The following is a 21,235-nucleotide window of genomic DNA, read 5'->3' as shown; positions in this document are numbered from 1 at the left end:
CTATTGTACGAGTTTCACCCGGCCGCGCTACGCTGGGCCACCTATGCAATCTCTCACCCGTGTTTTACAAAGCGCTTCCGCCCTGTGGCCGTTCTACCTCGCCATCGTTGTGATCTCGACGGTTGTGGCAGGCCTCGGGCTCATTTCGCCATTTATCGTCCGCGAGGCAACCGACACAATTGTCGACGCCATCAATAACTCCGACAACGCGCCCGCCGACCCAGTGCGCACCGTGCTGTGGCTCGCGTTCGCGCTGTTTATTGCGACCTCGCTCAGCGGGCTGGCGAAAAATGTCTCCGGCTACCTCGGCGACGTCATGGCGGCGAGGATCCGGCAGATCCTGTCCACCCGCTACTTCGCCAAACTGCTTTCGCTGCCGCAGCGCTACTTCGACACCCAGGTCACCGGCACCATCATTGCCAGGCTGGATCGTTCGATTGCCTCGGTGACACAGTTCATCCAGTCTTTCTCCAACAACTTCTTGCCGATGATCATCCAGATCATCGCCATCCTCATCATCACCTCCTTTTATTACTGGCCGCTGACCCTGCTGCTGCTGGCGCTCTTCCCCATCTACACGTGGCTGACGGCGCTGACCTCGAAGCGGTGGCAGAAGTGGGAGGCGGAGAAGAACGCGCAGATCGACGAAGCGAACGGGCGCTTCGCGGAGGTCGTCGGCCAGGTCAAGGTGACCAAGTCATACGTGGCGGAGGTCCGCGAGCTGGACAAGTTCGGCAACCACTACAACAACACGGTGAGCATCACCCGCCCGCAGTCGCGCTGGTGGCACTCCATGGACGCCCTGCGCGGGCTGGCGATGTCGCTGATTTTCATGGGCATCTACATGATCCTGTTCGTGCGCACCATTCAGGGCCACTTCAGTATCGGTGACATGGTCATGCTCATTCAGCTAGTCACGATGGCCCGCCAGCCGGTCATGATGCTGAGCTGGATCGTCGACAGCGCCCAGCGAGCCGTCGCAGGTTCCCGCGACTACTTCCATGTCATGGACGAGATGGTAGAGCCAACCGCGAACCGCGAACTCGTTGCGGCGACCCAAACCTCAGGCGTGCCGGAACTCACCGTTCAAGAGCACCGCCCGCTGCCGGTCCAGGAACCCGTCGTGGAGTTCGACTCGGTCACCTTCGAGTACGAGCCTGGCGAGCCCGTCATCCACGACATGAGCTTTCGCGCCCACGCTGGGGAGAAGGTCGCCCTGGTCGGAGAGTCCGGCGGTGGCAAGTCCACCATCGTGAACCTGCTGCTGGGCCTCTACCCCATCCAGGAAGGCACCCTGAAGGTGTGCGGGCAGGATCTGGCGGAGCTGGGCGTCGAAAAGCTGCGCGCGACCACGGGCGTGGTGTTCCAGGAGGCGGCGCTGTTCTCGGGCACGGTGTTTGAGAACATCGCCTACGGCAAGCCAGACGCGACGATGGACGAGGTGGTCGCGGTGGCTAAGCGCGCCAACGCGCACGACTTCATCATGAAGTTCACCGAAGGCTATGACACCGTCATCGGCGAGCGCGGCCTGCGCCTGTCCGGCGGGCAGCGCCAGCGCGTCGCGGTCGCGCGCGCGATGTTGAAGGACGCGCCGATCTTGATTCTCGACGAAGCAACCTCCGCCCTCGACACCAAGGCGGAGCGCGCCGTGCAGGCAGGACTCGACGCGCTGATGGAGGACCGCACCACCATCATGATCGCGCACCGACTATCCACCATCGCGGAGGTCGATACCATTATCACCCTGCGCGACGGCCGCATCGACGAAATTGGCACCCCTGCGGAGCTTGCGGTCTCCGGCGGTATTTATTCAGAGCTACTGCGGCTCACCGCGTCCTCCTCGGCGGCGGATCGTGCCAGGTTACAGGCCTTCGGCTTCCACACCGACGACAGCGACGAGGAGTAGCAACCTCGCGGGCCTGTGGCGTGTGAGGGTGGCCTGACTACAGTCGTGGGACATGAAGTTCCCAGACCTTTCCACCCTCCGCGACCGCCGTACCCGCAAGTGGACCGTGCACGACGAGCACGTGCTGCCGCTGTTTATCGCCGAAAGCGACTTCCCCACCGCCCCGCCTGTCAAAGCTGCGGTGCTCGACGCCGTAGAGCGCGAATGCCTCGGCTACACGCCCGCACCTCGCGCGCAGTGCCTGGCAAAGAACGTCTCCGAGTTTTACGTCCAGCGCTACGGCTGGCGCCCGGACCCTGCACGCATCTTTACTGTCCCCGACGTGGTGCGCGGCGTGTTGCTGGCCATCGAGCACTTCACCGAAGGCGACGTCATCGTGCCCGTGCCGGCGTACTTCCCCTTCCTCGAGATCGCCTCAACCGCGGGGCGCAATCGCGTGGACGTCGGCAGCGAGGGCGGCCTGGACCTGGCAGAGGTCGAGGAGGCGTTTCGCAACGGTGCCGGTTCCATTATCGTGACCAACCCGATGAACCCGTGGGGCTACATCTTCAGCCGCGAAGAGCTCGACGCGATCTGCGACATCGCGCGCCGCTACGGGGGCCGCGTCATCGTTGACGAGATCCACGCCCCGATCGTCTACGAGGGCAGCCACGTGTGCGCCGCCGAGCATAACCCGGACGTGTGCATCACGATTACGGCGACGTCGAAGGCCTGGAACGTGGCAGGCCTGAAGTGCGCGCAGATACTCTTCTCCAACGATGAGGACGTGGCCACCTGGAACGCGCTGTCCGACATCACGAAGGAGGGCACGGGCACGCTGGGCATCGTGGCTGCGGAGGCCTGCTACGGGCAGGGCACCGAGTACCTAGACCAGCAGGTAGAGCAGCTGCGGGCGAACCGCGACTGGCTCGTCGAGGAGCTGCCGAAGCAGATCCCCGGCATCACCTTCCCCGTCCCGGAGGCGACCTACCTGCTGTTGGTGGACTTTTCCGGCACGAAGCTCACCACCGAGACCCCGGCCGAATGGCTCTTGGAACACGCGGGCGTGGCGCTCAACGAGGGCACCAGCTTCGGGCCCGGCGGCGCGCACAAGGCGCGCCTCAACTTCGCCACCTCGCCCGAGATCCTGCAGGAAGCCGTCCAGCGCATGGCTGAGGCAATCAAGCTACTGTGAGGAAGCATGAACGAAAACGACAAACTTCCTACCCCGCAGGCCACCGACTTCTCCACACCCACCCCGGCCGCCGAGCCGTGGGAGCGCCCTGACCCGGAGTGGTACAAGGACGCAGTGTTTTACGAGGTGCTGGTCCGCGCTTTCTTCGACCCGAACGGCACCGGCTCCGGCACCCTCCAGGGCCTGGAGTCCAAGCTGGACTACCTGCAGTGGCTCGGCGTCGACTGCCTCTGGATCCCACCGTTCTACGATTCGCCGTTGAAGGACGGCGGCTACGACATCCGGGATTTCCGCAAGGTGCTGCCGGAGTTCGGCACGGTGGAAGACTTCGTCTCCCTTATCGACGCCGCCCACCGTCGCGGGATCCGCATCATCACAGACTTTCCGATCAACCACACCTCCGACCAGCACCCCTGGTTCCAGGAGTCCCGCCGCGACCCGTCCGGCCCCTACGGGGACTACTACGTGTGGTCGGATGACCCGGAGAAGTACGCTGGCACCCGCATCATCTTCATCGACACCGAGGAGTCCAACTGGACGTTCGACCCGGTGCGCAAGCAGTACTTCTGGCACCGCTTCTTCTCCCACCAGCCTGACCTGAACTACGACAACCCGGCGGTCCAGCAGGAGATTTTGGACGTCATCCGCTTCTGGCTGGATCTGGGGATGGACGGCATCCGCCTCGATGCCATCCCGTACCTCTTCGAGCGCGAGGGCACCTCCTCGGAGAACCTGCCGGAGACGCATGAGTTCATTAAGAAGGTCCGCGCGTTGTTCGACGAGGAGTACCCGGGCCGCTTCCTGCTCGCGGAGGCGAACCAGCTCCCGGAGGAGGTCGTCGCCTACTTCGGTGAGGGCGAGGGTGACGAGTGCCAGATGGCGTTCCACTTCCCGGTCATGCCGCGCATCTTCATGGGGATCCGCCAGGAGCTGGCGCAGCCGATCGTCGATATCCTGCGCGAGACGCCGCCGATTCCCGAATCCGCGCAGTGGGGTATGTTCTTACGCAACCACGACGAGCTCACGCTCGAGATGGTGACGGACCAGGAGCGCGAGTTCATGTACCAGAACTACGCGTTCGAGCCGCGGATGCGCGCCAACGTGGGCATCCGCAGGCGCCTTGCCCCGCTGCTGGGTGGGCACCGCGGGCGCCTGCAGCTGGCGCACGCGCTGCTGCTATCCCTGCCCGGTTCGCCGTTTTTGTACTACGGCGACGAGATCGGGATGGGCGACAACATCTGGCTGCCTGACCGCGACGGTGTGCGCACCCCGATGCAGTGGTCGAACGACCGCAACGGTGGCTTTTCCAAGGCGGATCCGGAGCGGCTCTACCTGCCGCCGGTGCGCAACGACCAGTACGGCTACGACATTGTCAACGTGGAATCCCAGATGAAGCTGGAGAACTCGCTGCTGCAGTGGGTGCGCCAGATGATCATGATCCGCAAGCAGTACCGCGCGTTCGGCCGAGGCTCCTACATCGAGGTGGATCACGCAAACCCGCAGGTGTTAGCGTTTATCCGCGAGTATGAGGGCGAGCGAATCCTGTGCGTGCACAACATGTCTTCGCGCCCGCAGGCCGTCGAGATGGACCTGTCGCACTACAACGGCGTGGTGCCCCGTGAACTGACCGGCGGTGAGGAGTTCCCGGCCATCGGTGAGCTGCCGTGGCTGAGCACACTCGCGCCTCATGGCTTCTTCTGGTTCGATATCTCCTAACATTGGTCACATGATTGATATTGCTGCGCAGCGCTTCTACGGCGCGAAGTCCGAGCCAGTCGACGCCATCGACGTCGTCGCCGCGGAAGATGTCACCTCCCCAACCACCGGTGAGCGTTTCACCTGGCAGATCCTCGCGGTGCACCACGGCGGCACGGTCGACCACTACCAAGTGTTTGTCGACGCCACCGGCACCCACGACGTCCTGCACACCCCCGAAGGCGCCGAGGCCTACCTGGCCAACGTCGCAACGTTTGGCGCGGTGGAGGGCACCATCGACTCCGTCGGCGCGCGCCCGCTCGGGGCCGAGCAGTCCAACACTTCACTGGTGGTCGGCCAGCACATCGTCAAGGTGTTCCGCCGCCTCGAGGACGGGCTGAACCCGGACGTGGAGCTGCTGAGCCAGATCGCGGACTGCCCAGCGGTCGCCGCGGTGCGCGGCTACGCCACCCGCGACGGCCAGACCCTTGCGATGCAGCAGGACTGCATTGTGGGCGGCACCGACGGCTTCGTGCTCGCCACAGGCGGCACGCTCGACACCAGCGACACCGAGGCGCTCGGCACGGCGATCCGCCAGGTACACACCGCGCTCGCCGAGGCCTTCCCCACCGAGACCGCCAGCCCGTCGGCGCTGTGCACGCGACTGACACGGCACCTCGACTCCTACATCCAACGCGCGCCGGTGCTCGAGCAGTACCGCGAGCGCATCCTGAAGCTCTACTCGCTTCTCGACGCCAGCTCCGCCGCCACCGCCACGACACCCCTGACCACGCAGCGCGTCCACGGCGACCTCCACCTTGGACAGACGCTGAAGACGGATTCCCAGTGGTTCCTCATCGACTTCGAGGGCGAGCCAGCCCGTCCGCTGCAGGAGCGCCGTCTGCCGGATCACCCGCTGCGGGACGTAGCTGGGATGATCCGCTCCTACGGGTACGCCGCGGCTGTGGGCGGGTTTGACGCTGCCTGGGAGCGGGAGCACGTCGAAAAGCTGTTGGAGGGTTACGGCACTGCCCCCGCGAGCGAGGACCCGGTTCTTGCAGCGTACGTGGTGGATAAGGCTGCGTACGAGGTGGTGTACGAGGCGAACAACCGCCCAGATTGGGTGGAGATTCCGTTGAGGGCGATCGAAACACTCGTATAAACGTCTCACAGAATGGAAAAGATTTCCCATTTTTTCGCTGTGTGTTGTACTGTGTGGCAATGGACCACACACAGAACGCTCAAACGGGCACGAAACAGGGGAACTCCACCCAGGCGGTCGTCGTCACCGCGCTGGCACTGTTTTCCATGTTCTTCGGTGCCGGCAACCTGATTTTCCCACCAATCCTGGCCGTCCAGGCAGGCGATAACTTCTGGCCTGCCATCCTCGGCTTCCTCAGCACTGGCGCGCTGCTGCCGGTGCTGGCGGTCATCGCGATTGCGCTGTCCGGCACGAACGTGCGCGACCTCGCGCAGCGTGCAGGCAGCATCTTCGGTGTCGTTTTCCCGGTGCTCGCCTACCTGTCCATCGGCGCGTTCTACGCGCTGCCACGTACCGGCGCGGTGTCGATGGAAACGGCCATCACCCCGCTGTTCGGTGTGTCCGGCCTGTTCGCCTCGGGCGTGTTCAACGTCATCTTCTTCGGCATTGCCCTGGCGCTGAGCTGGAACCCGAACACCATCATGGAAAAGCTCGGTAAGTTCCTCACTCCGGCGCTGGTCATCCTGCTGGTCGTGATGATCGCCGTTTCGCTGTTCCGCTGGGACGTAGAGCCTTCCGCCCCTTCGGAGCACTACCAGTCCGGCCCGTACCCGACCGGCCTGCTGGAGGGCTACCTGACGATGGACTCCATCGCCGCGCTGGCCTTCTCCATTGTTGTGATTTCCACGCTGCGTTCGAAGGGCTTCCCTGAGGGCAAGAAGCTGGTCAACGGCACCATCGCAGCTGGCGTCGGTGCGGGCGCGCTGCTGGCACTCATCTACGTCGGGCTGGGCATGATCGGTCGCGTGATGCCGGACTCCGACCAGTTCGATAACGGCGCAGGCCTGCTGGCTGAAGCCTCCAACCTGACGATGGGCCAGGCGGGCCAGGTCATCTTCTCACTGATCGTGCTGCTGGCCTGCCTGACCACCGCGGTCGGCCTGATCACCGCGACCGCAGAGTACTTCTCCACCGAGTTTGGCGGCGCCTACCGCACGTGGGCGGTCATCTTCACCATCGCCTCGATGGTCATCGCGACCCAGGGCCTGGACTTCGTGATGACGATTGCCGCACCGGTCATCGGCTTCCTGTACCCGCCGGCCATTGCCTTGATCTTCGTCACCCTTGTCGAGCCAGCGTTCAAGCGCCGCCTGACCTTCCGCTGGGCGTTCTTCCTGCCGATCTGGGTTGCTGTGGTCTGGTCCGCAATCGAGACCTTCATTTCCCTGGACTGGGGCGCCGACGCCTTGCGTCCGCTGGTGGCGTGGGCTCCGCTCGACTCCGCGGGCCTCGGCTGGGTCCTGCCGGTGGCCGTCGCGTTCGTAATTGGCCTGGTCGTGGACCTGGCCCGCCCGAAGCAACACGCGGAGGACGTCAACGCGTAGTGTGGGGCCATGTCTACCCCACTCTCACTGATTGATTTTTGCACCAGATACTCCGGCGAGTCCGTTGCCGACGCAATGCAGCGTTCCGTTGCATTCGCGCAGAAGGCGGAATCGCTGGAGTATTCGCGTATTTGGTACTCCGAGCACCACAACATGCACAGCATTGTCTCCTCGGTGCCCGCGGTGCTCATTGCCCACATCGGGGCGAAAACCGAGCGCATTCGGCTCGGCGCGGGTGGCGTGATGCTGCCGAACCACTCGCCGTACGTGGTTGCGGAGCAGTTCGGGATGCTCGAGGAGCTCTACCCGAACCGTATTGATCTCGGGCTTGGCCGCGCCCCGGGCACCGACCAGCAAACGCTCGGCCGGGCGCTGCGGCGCGACCCGCGGGCGGCCGAGCACTTCCCGGAAGACGTGCTCGAGCTACAGGCGTGGTTGAGCGACAACTCCCCGCTGGCCGGGGTGACCGCCGTGCCGGGCGCAGGCACCAACGTGCCGCTGTATATCCTCGGCTCCTCCATGTTCGGGGCGTCGCTCGCAGCGAAGCTCGGCCTTCCGTACTCGTTTGCCTCCCACTTCGCACCCAACATGCTGGAGCAGGCCACGGTGTATTACAAGGAGAACTACGAGCCGTCCGAGCGCTACCCGGAGCCCTACTGCATCGCGGCCGTAAACGTCACCGCCGCGGACACCGCCGAGGACGCCGAGCGCCAGACCCACCTGGTGCACCGCAACCGGGTGCGCGCCATGATCGGCCGCCGCGGCACCATGCTCAACGACGAGCAGCTCGACGAGGTTGTGCGCTCCCCACAGGGCCAACAGATTATTGGCATGCTGCGCTACACCGCGGCCGGTACCGGTGATCAGGTCCGCGACTACCTCACCGACTTCGCCGCCACCGCGCACGCGGACGAGTTGATGATTTCGCTGCAGGCCCCAACGCATGAAGAGGCGCTGCGTTCGATGGAAATTCTCGCAGGAGTCTGGGACCGCTAGACTCTACACTCATGCATTTCAGCACCCTGTCGCGCGGGCTGGTGGCGTCCGCGCTCGGCGCCACGCTCGGACTGAGCCTCGCTGCATGTGGTCCCGCGACGCCCAGGAAGGATGTGGTCGTCGCAACGCAAGGGCCCCCTGCGGGCCTCGACTTCACCTCCATCGGTGGTGCCGCGGCACCCCAGGCGCTGATGGGCAACATCTACGAGACGCTCGTGCGTATCGACGCCAACGGCGAACCGCAGCCGTGGTTGGCGACCTCGTGGCGTGTAAGCGACGACGGCACCGTCTACACCTTCGACCTGCGCGAGGGCGTGACCTTTTCCGACGGCTCCCCCTTCGACGCCAGCGACGCCGTCTTCTCCATCAACTATGTGAAGGACTCCTGGGTCAACGGCATCAAGGAGAACATGGACCCGGTCGCATCCGCGCGCGCGGTGGACCCGCGCACGCTCGAGGTAACGCTGAAGGCACCGAGCGAGCAGTGGCTGTGGTCCATGGGAACGATGACGGGTGCGATGATGACGCCCGACTCCGTGGGAAGGCTCGCTCGAAACCCGTTGGGCACCGGGCCGTACACGCTGCGCTCGTTTGAGCCCGGCCACTCGATTGCCTTCGACCCGCGGCCCGATTACTGGGGCACAAAGCCGCAAAGCGGGGCCATGATCCGCTACTTCGGCGACGCCATCGCTGCGGTGAACGCGCTGCGCGTCGGCGATGTGGACGTCGTGTGGGCGATGCAGGCGCCGCAGCTACTCGACGCTTTGCCTGAAGACATCACCACCGCCGTCGGTACCACCAACGGCGAGGTGGTCTTCAGCATGAACAACAAGGCCGCACCCTTCGACGACGTCACCGTGCGGCAGGCCGCCGCCTACGCCATCGACCGTGACGCGCTCAACGCGGTGGTCTACAACGGGCTCGCCACCGACACTGGCGGCGCGCCCGTCCCACCGACCGACCCGTGGTTTACCGGCACCAACTACTACCCCTTCGACCCGGACAAGGCACGCGAATTGCTCGCCGGACGCACCCCTGAGGTCACCATCGAGGTGCCCAGCCTGCCGTACGCGCAGACCGCCAGCGAGCTCATCTACTCCCAGCTTCGCAGCGTCGGCTTCCGCGTCACGCTGCACACCGTCGAGTTCCCGGCGGTGTGGCTGAACAAGGTGCACAAGCAGCACGACTATCAGGCGTCGATTATTTCGCACGTGGAGCCGCGCGACATGGTGCACATGTTCGGCAACCCGGACTACTACTTCGGCTACGACTCCGCGCACGCCCGCGAGCTCATGGCGCAGGGCGACCTGCGGGCCGCGGTGGACACCATCATGGCCGACGCCGGGGCGCTCACCCTGGTCAACGCGCCGAACATCGTGCTCTACGCGCCGGGCGTGCACGGGCTTGACCCGAACGTGGTCACCGATTCCCTGCCACTGAACGAGGTGCGCCGATGAAACACGTTGTATCAACGCTGCTGCGGCTGCTCGCGCTGCTCGCCGCGGCCAGCGTGGTGATCTTCCTTCTGCTGCGCGCCATCCCGGGCGACCCGGCGCGCATCGCGCTTGGGCTCAACGCCTCGGATGAGGCGGTGGCGGAGCTGTCCCACTCGTTGGGCACAGACCGACCGCTGGTGGCTCAGTATGTGGGCTGGATCGCGGCGATGCTGCGCGGTGACTTCGGGGTGTCGCTGGCCAGCGGCGCGGACCTGGGCCCGGTGATCTGGCAGCGCGCGGGGGTCTCGCTGGTGTTGGCGGTGGCTGCGATGGTGTTGTCGCTGGCCATCGCGCTTCTTGTCGGGATCTGGCTGGCGCGGCGAAACAGTGCGGTGCTGTCCGGGCTGACGCAGCTGGGCATGGCGGTGCCGAGCTTCGTTGTCGGCATTGTGGCCGTGGCGGTGTTCTCGGTACGTTTGGGCTGGTTGCCTGCCAACGGGTGGGGCACGGCGGCGCACGCGGTGTTGCCGGTGCTGTCGCTGACCGCCGTGCAGACGGCGATCCTGGCGAGGTATATCCGCACCGCGGTGTCCGAGGAGCTCGAGCGCGACTACGTACGCACCGCGCGTTCTACCGGCGCAAGCATGGCGCAGGTGGTGCGCGAGCACGTGCTTCGCAACGCCGCCCTGCCGGTGCTCACGGTGGTGGGGATCCAGCTGTCCGCGCTGGTGGTCAGCGCCGTGGTTGTGGAGCAGGTCTTCGCCATCCCCGGCCTTGGCTCTTTTCTGCTGGATTCGGTGCGCAACCGTGATATCACGGCGGTGCAGTCCACGATGATGCTGCTGGTGGCGTTTACGCTACTGGTCAACGCGCTCGTGGACATCGCCTACGGGGTCGTTGACCCGCGTGTCAGGAGGGCGAAGTGAATCCGAAACGAGTTGCTGGGTGGGTAACGCTGGGGGCGATCGTGTTCGTGGCGGTGCTCTCCCTGGTGTGGACGCCCTACGACCCACTGCAGGCGATGCCGGCGCAGCGCCTCGCCGCGCCGAGCGCCACGCACCTGCTCGGCACCGACGAGCTGGGTCGCGACCTACTCTCGCGCATCATGATGGGCGCGCGCTACACCGTTGCTGCGAGCGCCGGTGCCTCGGCGCTCTCCCTGCTCGTGGGGGTGCCGCTCGGGGTGCTCGCGGGCATGCGCCGCTCCTGGACGGAGCGCACCGTCATGGGCGGCAGCGACGTGCTCATGGCGTTTCCGGCGCTGCTGCTGGCCATCGCGTTGACCGCTGCGTTCGGCGCCAGCATGTGGATCGTGGTGCTCGCCCTTGGCATCGCGGGCATCCCCGGGTTCGTCCGGGTCTCGCGGGTGGCCACGCTTCGCGTGATGTCCCAGGACTACATCCTGGCCGCGCGCCTGAACAAGGTGCCTGGGATTATGGTGGCGTGGCGCCACGTGTTGCCGAACATCCTGCCGGTGGTCATCACCCAAATCGCGGTGGCGTTTTCCATGGCGGTGCTGGCCGAGTCGGGCCTATCCTTCCTCGGCTTCGGCGTGCAGGCGCCCTACGCGTCCTGGGGCCGGATGCTGCAGGCCAGCCAGCCCTACCTGGCCACAGCCCCGCACCTTGCGCTGTGGCCGGCGCTGGCCATCGCGCTGACGATTCTCGCGTGCAACGTAGCAGGAGGCCACCGTGATCAACGTTTCTAACCTCCGCATCGAGGGCCTGCTGCACGGCATCAGTTTCACGCTCGAGCGCGGCCAGCGCCTCGGCATCATCGGCGAGTCCGGCTCCGGCAAGTCACTCACGGCGCTGTCCATCATGGGGCTCACGGACCTCCCGGCCGAAGGTTCCATCACCGTCGACGGCGTCGAAATGGTCGGCACCTCCGAGCGGACCCGCCGCCGCGTGCGCGGTTCCCGCGTCGCGATGGTCTTCCAAGAACCCATGACAGCACTCGACCCGCTCAAGAAGATCGGCAAGGTCGTGCCGCGGCACCTGCTGCAGGAAGTCGGCGTCGACCGCCCCGAGGCTTACCCGCACGAGCTCTCCGGCGGGCAGCGCCAGCGCGTGCTCATCGCGCTTGCCCTCGCCGGCGACCCCGATTTCTTGCTTTGCGACGAGCCCACCACCGCCCTTGACGTCACCGTCCAACGCCAGATCCTGGACCTCATCGACGCCGTGGTCCGCCGCCGCGGCATGGGGCTGCTGTTCATCTCCCACGACATGCCCGTGGTCAACCACATGACGCAGGAAGTCCTGGTGTTTCGCGCTGGGTCGATCGAGCCAGCGGACAGCGCCTACTCGCGCAAGCTGCTCAACCCGACGCTGCCCACGCTCGCGACTGCGTCGCGCAAGGTTGGCGGGCCCGTGGTCACCCTTCGTGATGTCTCCGTCACCCGCGGCACCACCAAAGCACTACGCAACGTGAACCTGGAGGTCCGCCGGGGCGAGCGCATCGGCATCGTGGGCGGTTCTGGCTCCGGCAAGACCACCCTCCTGCACGTCATCGCGGGCTTGCGCGGCGTCGACTCCGGGGAGGTCCGCATCAACGGCGGCTGCCAGATGGTGTTCCAGGACCCCTACTCTTCCCTGGACCCGCGGATGCGGGTCGGGGCGTCGGTGGAGGAGGCGGGCGTCGATACGCGGCGGGCCCGCGAGGTGCTTGCCGCGGTGGGCCTCGAGGGCACCGAGCGACGCTTGCCCCGCGAGTTCTCCGGCGGGCAGCGCCAGCGCATCTCTATCGCGCGCGCGACCGCCGCCACCCCCGATATCCTGCTTGCGGACGAGCCCGTCTCCGCCCTCGACGCCACCCTGCGTAACCAGGTGCTCACCCTGCTCGACGAGCTCGCCTCCACCCTCGTGTTCGTCTCCCACGACCTCGGCGTGGTGCGCGCGCTGTGCCCGCGCACGATCGTGATGCACGAGGGCGAAATCGTGGAGGAGGGCCGCACGCAGGACGTCCTGCGTAATCCGCAGCACGAATACACGCGGCGCCTCATCGACAGCATGTTTTAGGCGCTACTGTGGGTGGGTATGAAGATCGTAGTAGTTGGTTCCATTAACGCAGACCTCACCGTCAACGTTGCCCGCCACCCTAACCCGGGCGAAACCCTACTGGGCGAAGGCGGCGGGCTCACCGCCGGAGGCAAGGGCGCCAACCAGGCGTGCGCAGCCGCGAAGCTGGGCGCGCATGTGGCGCTGGTCGGCGCGGTTGGTAAGGACTCGAACGCGGCGCCGGCGCTCGCACTCCTAGAGGTCGCGGGCGTGGACCTCACCCACGTCGAGCAGAAAGAGAAGGTCACCGGCCTGGCCGTGATCACCGTGGCGGCCGACGGCGAGAACACCGTCCTGGTCGTGCCCGGCGCGAACGCCGAGGTGGACGCGAACCACGTTGAGCGCCACGTCGCTGCCATCGAGGACGCCTCGCTCGTGCTGCTGCAGGGCGAGATCCCCGCGGACGGCTTTGCCAAGGCGGTCGAGTTGGCGCAGGCCCACGGCGCGCGCGTCGTGATCAACCTTGCCCCCGTCGTGAAGGTGGACCGCGAGGCACTACTCGCCGCCGACCCTCTGCTCGCCAACGAACACGAGGCCGGTCTCATCCTCGAGCAGCTCGGCACCACCCCGCAAGAGACCCCGGAGCAGCTGGCCCAGCAGCTTCTCGACGCCGGCTTCGCCTCCGTCGTGCTCACCCTCGGCGCGGCCGGGGCACTCATCGCCGACGCGGATGGGTTGCGCCCGGTGGCCACGCCTCGGGTGGAGGCCGTCGACACGGTTGGCGCTGGTGATGCGTTCGCGGGCGCGCTGTGCCACCGCCTGGTTGAGGGCGACACCCTGGACCAGGCCGCGAAGGTCGCGGCGAAGGTTGGCGCGATCGCGGTGACGAAGCCCGGCGCGCAGCCCTCCTACCCGAGCGCCGCTGAGCTAGACGCCTACGATTTCTAGCAACTTGCCCAGCACGGCCTCGCCGTGTTTGCGCAGACCGTCGTGCTGCATGTGCTCGTTTTCCCACACGTTGATGCCGAGCGCCTCGGCGGTCTCCAGGGAGAACTGCCGCGGCACATACATATCCTGCGTATAGACGGCCGCCGCGGTCCGAATCCCGTGGTCGGCTGCGTTGAACCCTGCAGCCCCGGCGTAGAGGTTGGGCCAATCGTCCTTGGCCGCCAGCTCGTGCGCTGCCTCCTTGAAGGGGCGCAATGCCGGGTCCTCGTCGAATTGGAACGGGAAGACGTGCTCACCGGTGAGCAGCCCTTCGTCGGCGCCGAAGCCGGGAGTGCGCTCGGCGACGCGCTGCGCCGACCATGCGGTCGCGCCCGGTACGGTACCGCCGTAGATGGATTCGTGGATCACCCCGTAGAGCGGGCCGGACTCGTAGCTGACCAGCGCGCCGATCTGTGCAAGCACGTCCGTGCGCATCGCACCGTTCGGGTGGAAGGGGGCCTCGAGCAGCGTCGCGATCGTGCCCGCGCCGCCCTCCTGCCCCAGTAGCGTGCCGATGGTCCGGAAACGCCGCGCGCTCAGCCGCTCCCCGGTTGGCAGGCACTCCTCGCGCTGCTCGAGGTGCTCGCACACCTCCGCGATGCGCTCCTGCGCCCACGGCACCGCCTCGAAGAGCTCCTGGTGGCGGGCCCGCACGGTGGCGAACGTCGCCTCGTACACCTCGTCCACTCCCCTGCTGATCGAGGGCAACCCACCCGTAAACAGCGCCGCACGCAGCGACTCCGGGTAGCGCAGCATGTAGTGCACCAGGCAGAACCCTCCGAAGGACTGGCCCAGCGCGTCCCACTGCGCCAGGCCCAGTGCGCGGCGCAGCGCTTCCGCGTCGTCCACGATGGTGTCGGCGCGAAGACGGGTGAAGTCGATGGTGGCGTCGCCAAGCATGGCGCGATCGATGCGGGAGGAGCGGCCCGTGCCGCGCTGATCCAATAGTACGACCTGGTAGCCGCGCTTCGTGGCGTACTCGATCCACTCGAAGCGCTCGCGCGGGCTCGGGAAGCCCGGGCCGCCCTGCAGGAAGAGCAGCGCCGGCGCGTCCTTCGCGGTCGTGGCGCCGCGTACGATTCGCGCGAACAGCTGCATGCCTTCGCGCTCGAAGGGGACATCAACGCAGTGGAGAGGGGAAGCAAACAGAGACATGGCCCTCATGCTATACCCCCACTAGCATTGGGAGCCGTGACGCAACCACTGTTTTTTCATTCCCAACACAATCCGGCCCACGGAGGTATCCCAGTTGTCGCCCCGTGGTTCGCACAGACCCTCGGCGAGCAGATGCACGGCTGGGCGACCAGCCTCGAGTGGCAACACGACGGCGACACGATGCGCGTGAGCCACGACAACTTCCACCTCGTCTTCCGCACCCAGCTTGACGACGCCCGCTCGCGCTTCGAACTGACCATCACCAACGGGGCAACTACCCCGCGGCCCGTCCAGATTGCATTGCATCCCTACTGGGCCTGCGACGCGGCGACAGCGGAACTCTCGGGTGTCGACGGCTCCCGCTTCCTCGACAAAACCGACGGCGAGTTGAAGACGGTGGAGGGTCCACTGCGCTTCGGCAAGGAAACCGACGCCGTGATCGCCGGGGCCACCAGCGCCGTCCTCCGCGACACCACACGCGAACTCACGTTTACCTGCACCGGCACCGACCACCTCGTGGCGTGGAACCCTGGCCCCGACGTCTGCCGCGAGGCCGACGACCTCGGCGACGACGACTGGGCCCACTTCGTCTGCGTGGAACCCGCTCTACTCGGCGAAGACCGCCGTGGCGTGACCCTGCTACCTGGCGCTTCCGCCAGTATCGCGCTGGAGGTCGCCGTTGCAGCCCTCCCCTGACTACCACCTCCTCGCCGCTGACCGACCATGGTGGCGCGGGCTCGTGGAGGCGCTGCTACTCGTCGCGTTCTTCCTCGCGTTCACCCTTGCAGCCGTCGCGTTTCTGGACGTAACCGGCGACATGGACTCCCAGCTGGCCATCGTGCTCAGCCTCGCGCTGACACTACCGGCGGCGTTTCTCGCAGCTCGAGCGGCCGGGCGCGATCCGGCGGTGCTCGTCAGCGTGGCGGGCCGCGTGCGCTGGCCAATCGTGCTTCGCAGCAGCCTGGTCATGTTGTTGCTGTTCGGTCTGACCACGCCGTGGGAGGACATCGACTTCACGCCAATCCTGCTGATGTACGTGCTCATCACGCCGTTTCAGGCGGCGTCGGAAGAGTTCGTGTTCCGCGGCGCTATCCCCCAGATCGTCGGCACGTGGGTGCGCTCGCCGTGGGTGGCGTACGCGGTACCCGTCATCCCCTTCGTCGCTTTACATGAGTACAACTGGATCGGGCTCACCGACATCCTCGTGTTCACCCTCTGCGTCTCAGTCCTGGTCTGGTACACCGGTGGGCTCGAAGCTGCGGTGGTGATGCACGCGTTTAATAATATCTCTGTTTTCTTCATCGAACCCGACGCCAGCCCCACCGAACTTGGGTGGGTTGACCTCGCGTTTTCCTCCGCGTTCACCATCGGCACGACCCTGCTCCTCCTGGCTATCAACCGCCGAAAACGTCCGGACCCAACTAGCCATATCGTCCCGGATGCGGTTAACTAAGAGACTCACAATCTCAAGGAGAACCTCATGTCCAGCACCAATGCTGCACCCGCCTATCCCGACGACATGCACCCCGGACTCGTCCCCGGGATCAGCGTAGAAGAACAACGCAACCGATTCGGGGTGGACAAACTCGTCTTCGGTGTCACAGCGGTGCTCATCGTAGCGTTCATCATTTGGGGCATCAGCGCCCCGGACACCGTCGGCGAGGTCGCCGGCAACGCATTGAACTGGGGCATGTACAACTTCGGCTGGCTGTTTAACATCATCATGTCCGGCTGCGTTGTCCTGATGCTCGTCATCGCGTTCTCACGCTTCGGCACCATCAAGCTCGGCAAGGACGACGAGGAGCCGGAGTACTCCTTCTTCTCCTGGATCGCCATGATGTTCGCGGCAGGTATTGGCGTCGGCATCTTCTTCTTCGGCCCCTCCGAACCGCTCACCCACTACATCACCCCACCACCGCTGACTGTCGACGCCGAAACCCCCGAAGCCCTGCACCAAGCCATGGCGCAGTCCCACTTCCACTGGGGCGTTTCACCGTGGTCAGCCTACGCACTCGTCGGCGGTGCCCTCGCCTACTCGACGTACCGCCGCGGCCGCGTCTCCCTCATGTCCTCCATCTTCACCCCGCTGACCAAGGGTGGTGCCGCGTGGACCGGAAAGATCGTCGACATCCTCGCGATCGTCGCCACCCTCTTCGGCACCGCGGCCTCCCTCGGCGTTGCGTCCCTGCAGATCACCGAGGGCGTCTCCATCGTCGGCGGCATCGAGGTGTCCACCGGCGTGCTCATCGCCATCATCATGCTGCTGTCAACCGGCTTCATGATCTCCGCCGTCTCCGGCGTGTCCAAGGGCGTGCGCATCCTCTCCAACATCAACATCACCCTGACACTCGGCGCGATCTTCTTCGTGTTCGTCACCGGCCCGACCCTGTTCCTCACGAACCTGATCCCGTCCGGCACCATCGCGTACGTCGATAAGTACATGGACATGGCGTCCCGCTCACTGACCTGGGGCCCAGAAACCCTCGACTTCCAGGCAGCGTGGACCGCCTTCTACTGGGCATGGTGGATCGCCTGGACCCCATTCGTCGGCATGTTCATCGCCCGCATCTCCCGCGGCCGCACGCTGCGCCAGTTCGTCATCGTCACCATCGTCGTACCGACGACCGTGCTCATCCTCGCGTTCACCATCTTCGGTGGCACCACCATCTCCTTCAACCGGGATAACATCCCAGGTTTTGACGGCACCAGCTCCACCGAAAGCGTCCTCTACGCCATGTTTGAGCAGCTACCGCTGTACAGCATCACCTCGGTGCTCCTGATCGTCATCCTGTCCATCTTCTTCATCACCTCAGCCGACTCCGCCTCCGTCGTCATGGGCACCATGTCTTCCAAGGGCGACCCGGCACCGAAGAAACTGATCGTGTTGTTCTGGGGCGCGTGCATGATGGGCATCGCCGTCGTCATGCTGCTCACCGGCGGCGAAGACGCGCTGTCCGGCCTGCAGTCCCTGACTATTCTCTCCGCGCTGCCCTTCTCCGTCATCCTGATCTTCATCGGCGTCGCATTCCTGCGGGATCTCTCCACCGACCCACTCGCGATCCGCAACACCTACGCGCGCTCCGCGATGCGCGCCGCTGTGATCAAGGGCCTCGAAGAATACGGCGACGACTTCGAGCTCACCGTCAACCAAGCCGACGAAGGCAAGGGCGCCGGCGCCGACTTCGACTCCACCGCCGCCCACGTCACCGACTGGTACCAGCGCACCAATGAGGACGGCGAAAACGTCGGCTACGACTACGAAACCGGCACCTGGGCCGACGGCTACGAAGCCGAAGACTCCGATTCTGAGTCTGGGTCTGGGTCCAAGAAGGACTAGCTCGGCAGGGCGCCGACCAGCTCGGCTCATCAGCGCCCTTTGCGCAAATGGGAGTAACAGGATTGTAGTAATCCCCGAAATCGGGAGCCAGGGAGCGGATTACTACATTCCTGTTACTACCTTTTAGGTTTTACGGCCGAGCCTCACCTCATCGATGCAGCACCCCGGGCAGCTTCAACATACCCGTGTGCAGCCCGAACGCGACAGCGCCACCGATCAGCACCGCCAAGATTCCGAGCACGATACCAACGATGCTGCCCGTCGAGGAGCCTGGCGTAGGTGCTGCCGTCGGTTTCGCTTGAACAGTCATTTTCGTTTCGTTGCCGGCAGCATCACGAACCTTCACGACGTCCCCCGCACGCAACGGCCGCGACAACCGGAGACTCCACCTCTTTTTGTTGTTCGCCTGCACAGCCGACTCGCCCTGACCTGTTACCGACACTGTTAGCCTCTGCCCCGCATGGTCAGCGCCACCTCGGAGCTCTGTCACCCCCTCAACGAGGGCATCCAAAGTCGGTGCCTTCGTTGTCCGCGGGGCGGACGGTTTCGTGGTCGCGGTTGTCCGCGGGGCGGAACTTTCAGCGCTCGACGGAGCAGGCCTAGTTGTCCGCGGGGCGGACGGTTTGGTCGTTGCGGTTGTCCACGGCGTGGACTTCGGAGCCGGCCTCGTAGCCGACGGCCTCGTAGCCGACGGTTTCGTGGTCGTGGTTGTCCGCGGGACGGACGGTTTGGTCGTTGCGGTTGTCCGCGGCGTGGACTTCGGTGCCGGCCTCGTAGCCGACGGTTTCGTGGTCGTGGTTGTCCGCGGGACGGACGGCTTGGTGGTCGTGGTTGTCCGCGGCGCGGAACTTTCAGCACTCGACGAAGCAGGCCTAGTTGTCCGCGGCGTGGACTTCGGTGCCGGCCTCGTAGCCGACGGTTTCGTGGTCGTGGTTGTCCGCGGGGCGGACGGTTTCGTGGACGTCGTGGACGTAGTTGTCCGCGGCGTGGAACTTTCAATGCTCGGCTGAACAGACGTAACAGACGTAGTTGTCCGCGGCGCGGACTGCTTCGTGGGAGTGGTTGTCCACGGCGCGGACGTCGTTGGCTTCGGCGGTACCACGCTTGGCACCACACTCGGCGCCGAACTCGACGGCGTGGCCTCAGGCGCGGACACTGTCACAGCGACAGTAACCGTCTCGGTGGACTGGTCCGGGTAGGTCACCAAAACCGGGACGTCGTGGCGCCCGGCCTTTGTCCCGGCGGGCGGTGCGACAGTGAGGGAACCGTCGGAGGATACGGTGACCCAATCTTGTGTGTGGGCGTCGCGGGCGAAGCTGATGTCGTCAGGCGCGGGACGACCTGTGGGGGCGAGTGTGGGTGCAGGCGCCGTGGTGCGCTTCCCTGCTTCGACGGTGATTGGTTGCCATTCCGGCTGATAGTCCTCGGCGATTGGTTTGGCGCTGACTGCGAATTGTGCGGAGTCCACAATTTGGGACTCGAGCATCAAGCGCCCCTGGAAGGTGGCGCCGTCGGGGGTGTCATCGGGGACGGTGAAGGTGCAGGTGTTGAGGTTGTCGTCGTTGCAGGCGCCGACGATTTCGCCTCGCGCGTTGGTCCACTCGATGTCGGCGGACTGGCCAAGTGCGGAAACCATTTCTACGAAGGGGTGCACGTCGGCCCCAGGCGCGGCGCGGTGCAGGCCGGTGGCGCTGAGGTGGAGGCGGGGGTCGGAGGCGTCGGGGACGAGGGCGAAGTGGACGCCGTCGGCGGCGAAGAAGCCTTCCGCGCGGTACTGGGCTGCGGGGAGTACGGAGTGTTCGCCGGCGGGGCCAAACATCGGCACGGACCATCCCGAGTACGCCGGGAGCACCTGCTGCGTTGGCCCGGAGTGCTTCGAGCCTGCGACGACGAAGCCGTACAGCGAGTCTTCGGTTACGCGGCCGCTGAATCGCACGGTGTAGTGGCCGTGCTCGACCTTGGCCATCACGGTTTCAGCGATCGCTTCGGGGTGTTCGCGCAGGTATGCGGCTTGTGCGCGGGAAAGCTCGGCAGGGTCTGCGACGTCGCCGGTGGCCTCCCTCAGCTTTTCGACGCCCTCTTCGCTCAACCGGCTCATCACCACGTAGTGGCCGTCGCCGTCTTGGCCTTCGGTTTTGCGTGGGAATCCGTCTTCCTGGTTGATGCTGGACCAGTACACCGCGCCGGAGGCTGAGTACTGTGGCCGATCTGCGGCGGGGCCGTGCTCGTCGAGTTTCCACTCAGCGCGCGGGCGGGCGAATGCGAAGGGGGCGTCGGCGGTGGCGGGTTGTTCGGCGGCGTAGATGTGGGCGTGCGTCAGTGCGGAGCCTTCGATGACTTTGGCGCCGAGTAATTCGTCGGTGTCGGGGCTCATGAATCCGACACCGGAGCCTGGTCCTTGACGCAGCGTGACCAGGGTGTTGCCGGCGGGGCCTTGTTGGTTGGGGCGCAGCCACAGCTTGTAGCGGGTCCGCTTGCCTCCAGATTCCGGGGCGAAGCGGTGCAGGGTGCCTTCGGAGTCAACCCAGTCGAGGTTGTCGAAGACGAAGTAGCCTTCTCCCGGAGGGGTGCCGTCGGCAAGTGTGTGGGTGCTCGCAGTAAACACTGGTGACGCCGGGGACGTGTTGTCCATCCACTGCAGGTAGACGGTGTAGCCGTTTCCGAGTCCCTGCTGTTGCGCATTCAGCGAGTAGGCGTCCGTGGCCAGCACTGCGCGGCCCTGCACGACTCCCTGCACCTGCTGCTGCTCGATCTGCTCCAGCGAGGTGACGCGGCCGGCGGCAATGGCGTCATTTGCAGATTGTGCCTGCTCGACAGCGGGGTGCGGGTCCGCCGCGAGAACGGGCACGTCGTTAAGCGCGAGTGAGCAGATGATGGTTCCGGCGATCAGCGCACGTCGGCGGGCGGCGCGGGACGCTCCAAAGTTTCGCATGAGGGGTGTCCTTTCGGAGGCAATAAAATCGCCCT

Annotated in this window: 16 protein-coding genes; 14 read left to right on the top strand and 2 right to left on the bottom strand. The window is 65.6% G+C overall.

The window, feature by feature from the left end:
- The first annotated feature begins 43 nt into the window (after positions 1 to 43).
- Genes BJP05_RS02730 through BJP05_RS02680 form a run of 11 tightly spaced genes read left to right on the top strand, consistent with a single transcriptional unit; the run spans position 44 to position 13,737 of the window.
- Entirely contained in the window at positions 44 to 1,906 is a 1,863-nt protein-coding gene (locus BJP05_RS02730; protein WP_070362073.1) for an ABC transporter ATP-binding protein, read from the top strand.
- A 52-nt stretch (positions 1,907 to 1,958) separates the two neighbouring features.
- Positions 1,959 to 3,080, top strand: coding sequence for a MalY/PatB family protein (locus BJP05_RS11115; protein WP_070362072.1), 1,122 nt, complete (start codon positions 1,959 to 1,961; stop codon positions 3,078 to 3,080).
- 6 nt (positions 3,081 to 3,086) lie between these two features.
- Positions 3,087 to 4,796 carry a maltose alpha-D-glucosyltransferase gene (treS, locus tag BJP05_RS11110; RefSeq protein ID WP_070362071.1) on the top strand — a complete coding sequence of 570 codons (1,710 nt, stop codon included), beginning with the start codon at positions 3,087 to 3,089 and terminating at the stop codon, positions 4,794 to 4,796.
- A 10-nt stretch (positions 4,797 to 4,806) separates the two neighbouring features.
- Positions 4,807 to 5,937: a phosphotransferase gene (locus BJP05_RS02715; protein WP_070362070.1), complete on the top strand. Its 1,131-nt coding sequence runs from the start codon at positions 4,807 to 4,809 to the stop codon at positions 5,935 to 5,937.
- A gap of 59 nt (positions 5,938 to 5,996) precedes the next feature.
- Entirely contained in the window at positions 5,997 to 7,361 is a 1,365-nt protein-coding gene (brnQ, locus tag BJP05_RS02710; RefSeq protein WP_070363451.1) for a branched-chain amino acid transport system II carrier protein, read from the top strand.
- A gap of 9 nt (positions 7,362 to 7,370) precedes the next feature.
- Positions 7,371 to 8,357 carry an LLM class flavin-dependent oxidoreductase gene (locus tag BJP05_RS02705; protein ID WP_070362069.1) on the top strand — a complete coding sequence of 329 codons (987 nt, stop codon included), beginning with the start codon at positions 7,371 to 7,373 and terminating at the stop codon, positions 8,355 to 8,357.
- 11 nt (positions 8,358 to 8,368) lie between these two features.
- The gene (locus tag BJP05_RS02700; RefSeq protein WP_070362068.1) at positions 8,369 to 9,814 is read left to right on the top strand and encodes an ABC transporter substrate-binding protein; all 1,446 of its coding nucleotides are present in this window, start codon (positions 8,369 to 8,371) and stop codon (positions 9,812 to 9,814) included.
- The gene (locus tag BJP05_RS02695) at positions 9,811 to 10,719 is read left to right on the top strand and encodes an ABC transporter permease (RefSeq protein WP_070362067.1); all 909 of its coding nucleotides are present in this window, start codon (positions 9,811 to 9,813) and stop codon (positions 10,717 to 10,719) included. The genes BJP05_RS02700 and BJP05_RS02695 overlap by 4 nt, the downstream gene beginning before the upstream one ends.
- Positions 10,716 to 11,501, top strand: a complete 786-nt coding sequence (locus BJP05_RS02690) for an ABC transporter permease (protein WP_070362066.1) — start codon at positions 10,716 to 10,718, stop codon at positions 11,499 to 11,501. Before BJP05_RS02695 ends, BJP05_RS02690 begins: the two co-directional genes overlap by 4 nt.
- Positions 11,485 to 12,810: an ABC transporter ATP-binding protein gene (locus BJP05_RS02685; RefSeq protein WP_070362065.1), complete on the top strand. Its 1,326-nt coding sequence runs from the start codon at positions 11,485 to 11,487 to the stop codon at positions 12,808 to 12,810. The genes BJP05_RS02690 and BJP05_RS02685 overlap by 17 nt, the downstream gene beginning before the upstream one ends.
- An 18-nt stretch (positions 12,811 to 12,828) precedes the next feature.
- Positions 12,829 to 13,737 carry a ribokinase gene (locus BJP05_RS02680; protein WP_070362064.1) on the top strand — a complete coding sequence of 303 codons (909 nt, stop codon included), beginning with the start codon at positions 12,829 to 12,831 and terminating at the stop codon, positions 13,735 to 13,737.
- Here BJP05_RS02680 and BJP05_RS02675 read toward each other — a convergent pair.
- Entirely contained in the window at positions 13,717 to 14,931 is a 1,215-nt protein-coding gene (locus tag BJP05_RS02675; protein ID WP_145945236.1) for an alpha/beta fold hydrolase, read from the bottom strand. The two genes, BJP05_RS02680 and BJP05_RS02675, sit on opposite strands and share 21 nt — an antisense overlap.
- Before the next feature lie 36 nt (positions 14,932 to 14,967).
- On the opposite strand from BJP05_RS02675, the gene BJP05_RS02670 reads away from it, so the two are divergent.
- Genes BJP05_RS02670 through BJP05_RS02660 form a run of 3 tightly spaced genes read left to right on the top strand, consistent with a single transcriptional unit; the run spans position 14,968 to position 18,268 of the window.
- Positions 14,968 to 15,627, top strand: coding sequence for a hypothetical protein (locus BJP05_RS02670; protein ID WP_168156167.1), 660 nt, complete (start codon positions 14,968 to 14,970; stop codon positions 15,625 to 15,627).
- Positions 15,611 to 16,384 (top strand): CPBP family intramembrane glutamic endopeptidase, encoded by a 774-nt coding sequence (locus tag BJP05_RS02665; protein WP_070362061.1) that lies wholly within the window; start codon positions 15,611 to 15,613, stop codon positions 16,382 to 16,384. The genes BJP05_RS02670 and BJP05_RS02665 overlap by 17 nt, the downstream gene beginning before the upstream one ends.
- Positions 16,385 to 16,411: 27 nt before the next feature.
- The gene (locus BJP05_RS02660) at positions 16,412 to 18,268 is read left to right on the top strand and encodes a BCCT family transporter (protein WP_070362060.1); all 1,857 of its coding nucleotides are present in this window, start codon (positions 16,412 to 16,414) and stop codon (positions 18,266 to 18,268) included.
- Positions 18,269 to 18,416: 148 nt separating this feature from the next.
- Here the strand turns inward: BJP05_RS02660 and BJP05_RS02655 are convergent, their stop codons facing one another.
- Entirely contained in the window at positions 18,417 to 21,200 is a 2,784-nt protein-coding gene (locus BJP05_RS02655) for a Rib/alpha-like domain-containing protein (protein ID WP_070362059.1), read from the bottom strand.
- Between the last annotated feature and the right edge of the window lie 35 nt (positions 21,201 to 21,235).

It is taken from the genome of Corynebacterium sp. NML98-0116, from assembly GCF_001767255.1.
GTDB lineage: Bacteria > Actinomycetota > Actinomycetes > Mycobacteriales > Mycobacteriaceae > Corynebacterium > Corynebacterium pseudogenitalium.
This window is presented reverse-complemented; position numbering and strand designations above follow the sequence as displayed.

Bases quoted from the DNA above. Each gene is read 5' to 3' on its own strand.
- BJP05_RS02660 (WP_070362060.1), top strand. From the start codon at position 16,412: ATGTCCAGCACCAATGCTGCACCCGCCTATCCCGACGACATGCACCCC.
- BJP05_RS11115 (WP_070362072.1), top strand. From the start codon at position 1,959: ATGAAGTTCCCAGACCTTTCCACCCTCCGCGACCGCCGTACCCGCAAG.
- BJP05_RS02655 (WP_070362059.1), bottom strand. From the start codon at position 21,200: ATGCGAAACTTTGGAGCGTCCCGCGCCGCCCGCCGACGTGCGCTGATC.
- treS (WP_070362071.1), top strand. From the start codon at position 3,087: ATGAACGAAAACGACAAACTTCCTACCCCGCAGGCCACCGACTTCTCC.
- BJP05_RS02730 (WP_070362073.1), top strand. From the start codon at position 44: ATGCAATCTCTCACCCGTGTTTTACAAAGCGCTTCCGCCCTGTGGCCG.
- brnQ (WP_070363451.1), top strand. From the start codon at position 5,997: ATGGACCACACACAGAACGCTCAAACGGGCACGAAACAGGGGAACTCC.
- BJP05_RS02695 (WP_070362067.1), top strand. From the start codon at position 9,811: ATGAAACACGTTGTATCAACGCTGCTGCGGCTGCTCGCGCTGCTCGCC.
- BJP05_RS02675 (WP_145945236.1), bottom strand. From the start codon at position 14,931: ATGTCTCTGTTTGCTTCCCCTCTCCACTGCGTTGATGTCCCCTTCGAG.
- BJP05_RS02680 (WP_070362064.1), top strand. From the start codon at position 12,829: ATGAAGATCGTAGTAGTTGGTTCCATTAACGCAGACCTCACCGTCAAC.
- BJP05_RS02715 (WP_070362070.1), top strand. From the start codon at position 4,807: ATGATTGATATTGCTGCGCAGCGCTTCTACGGCGCGAAGTCCGAGCCA.
- BJP05_RS02705 (WP_070362069.1), top strand. From the start codon at position 7,371: ATGTCTACCCCACTCTCACTGATTGATTTTTGCACCAGATACTCCGGC.
- BJP05_RS02700 (WP_070362068.1), top strand. From the start codon at position 8,369: ATGCATTTCAGCACCCTGTCGCGCGGGCTGGTGGCGTCCGCGCTCGGC.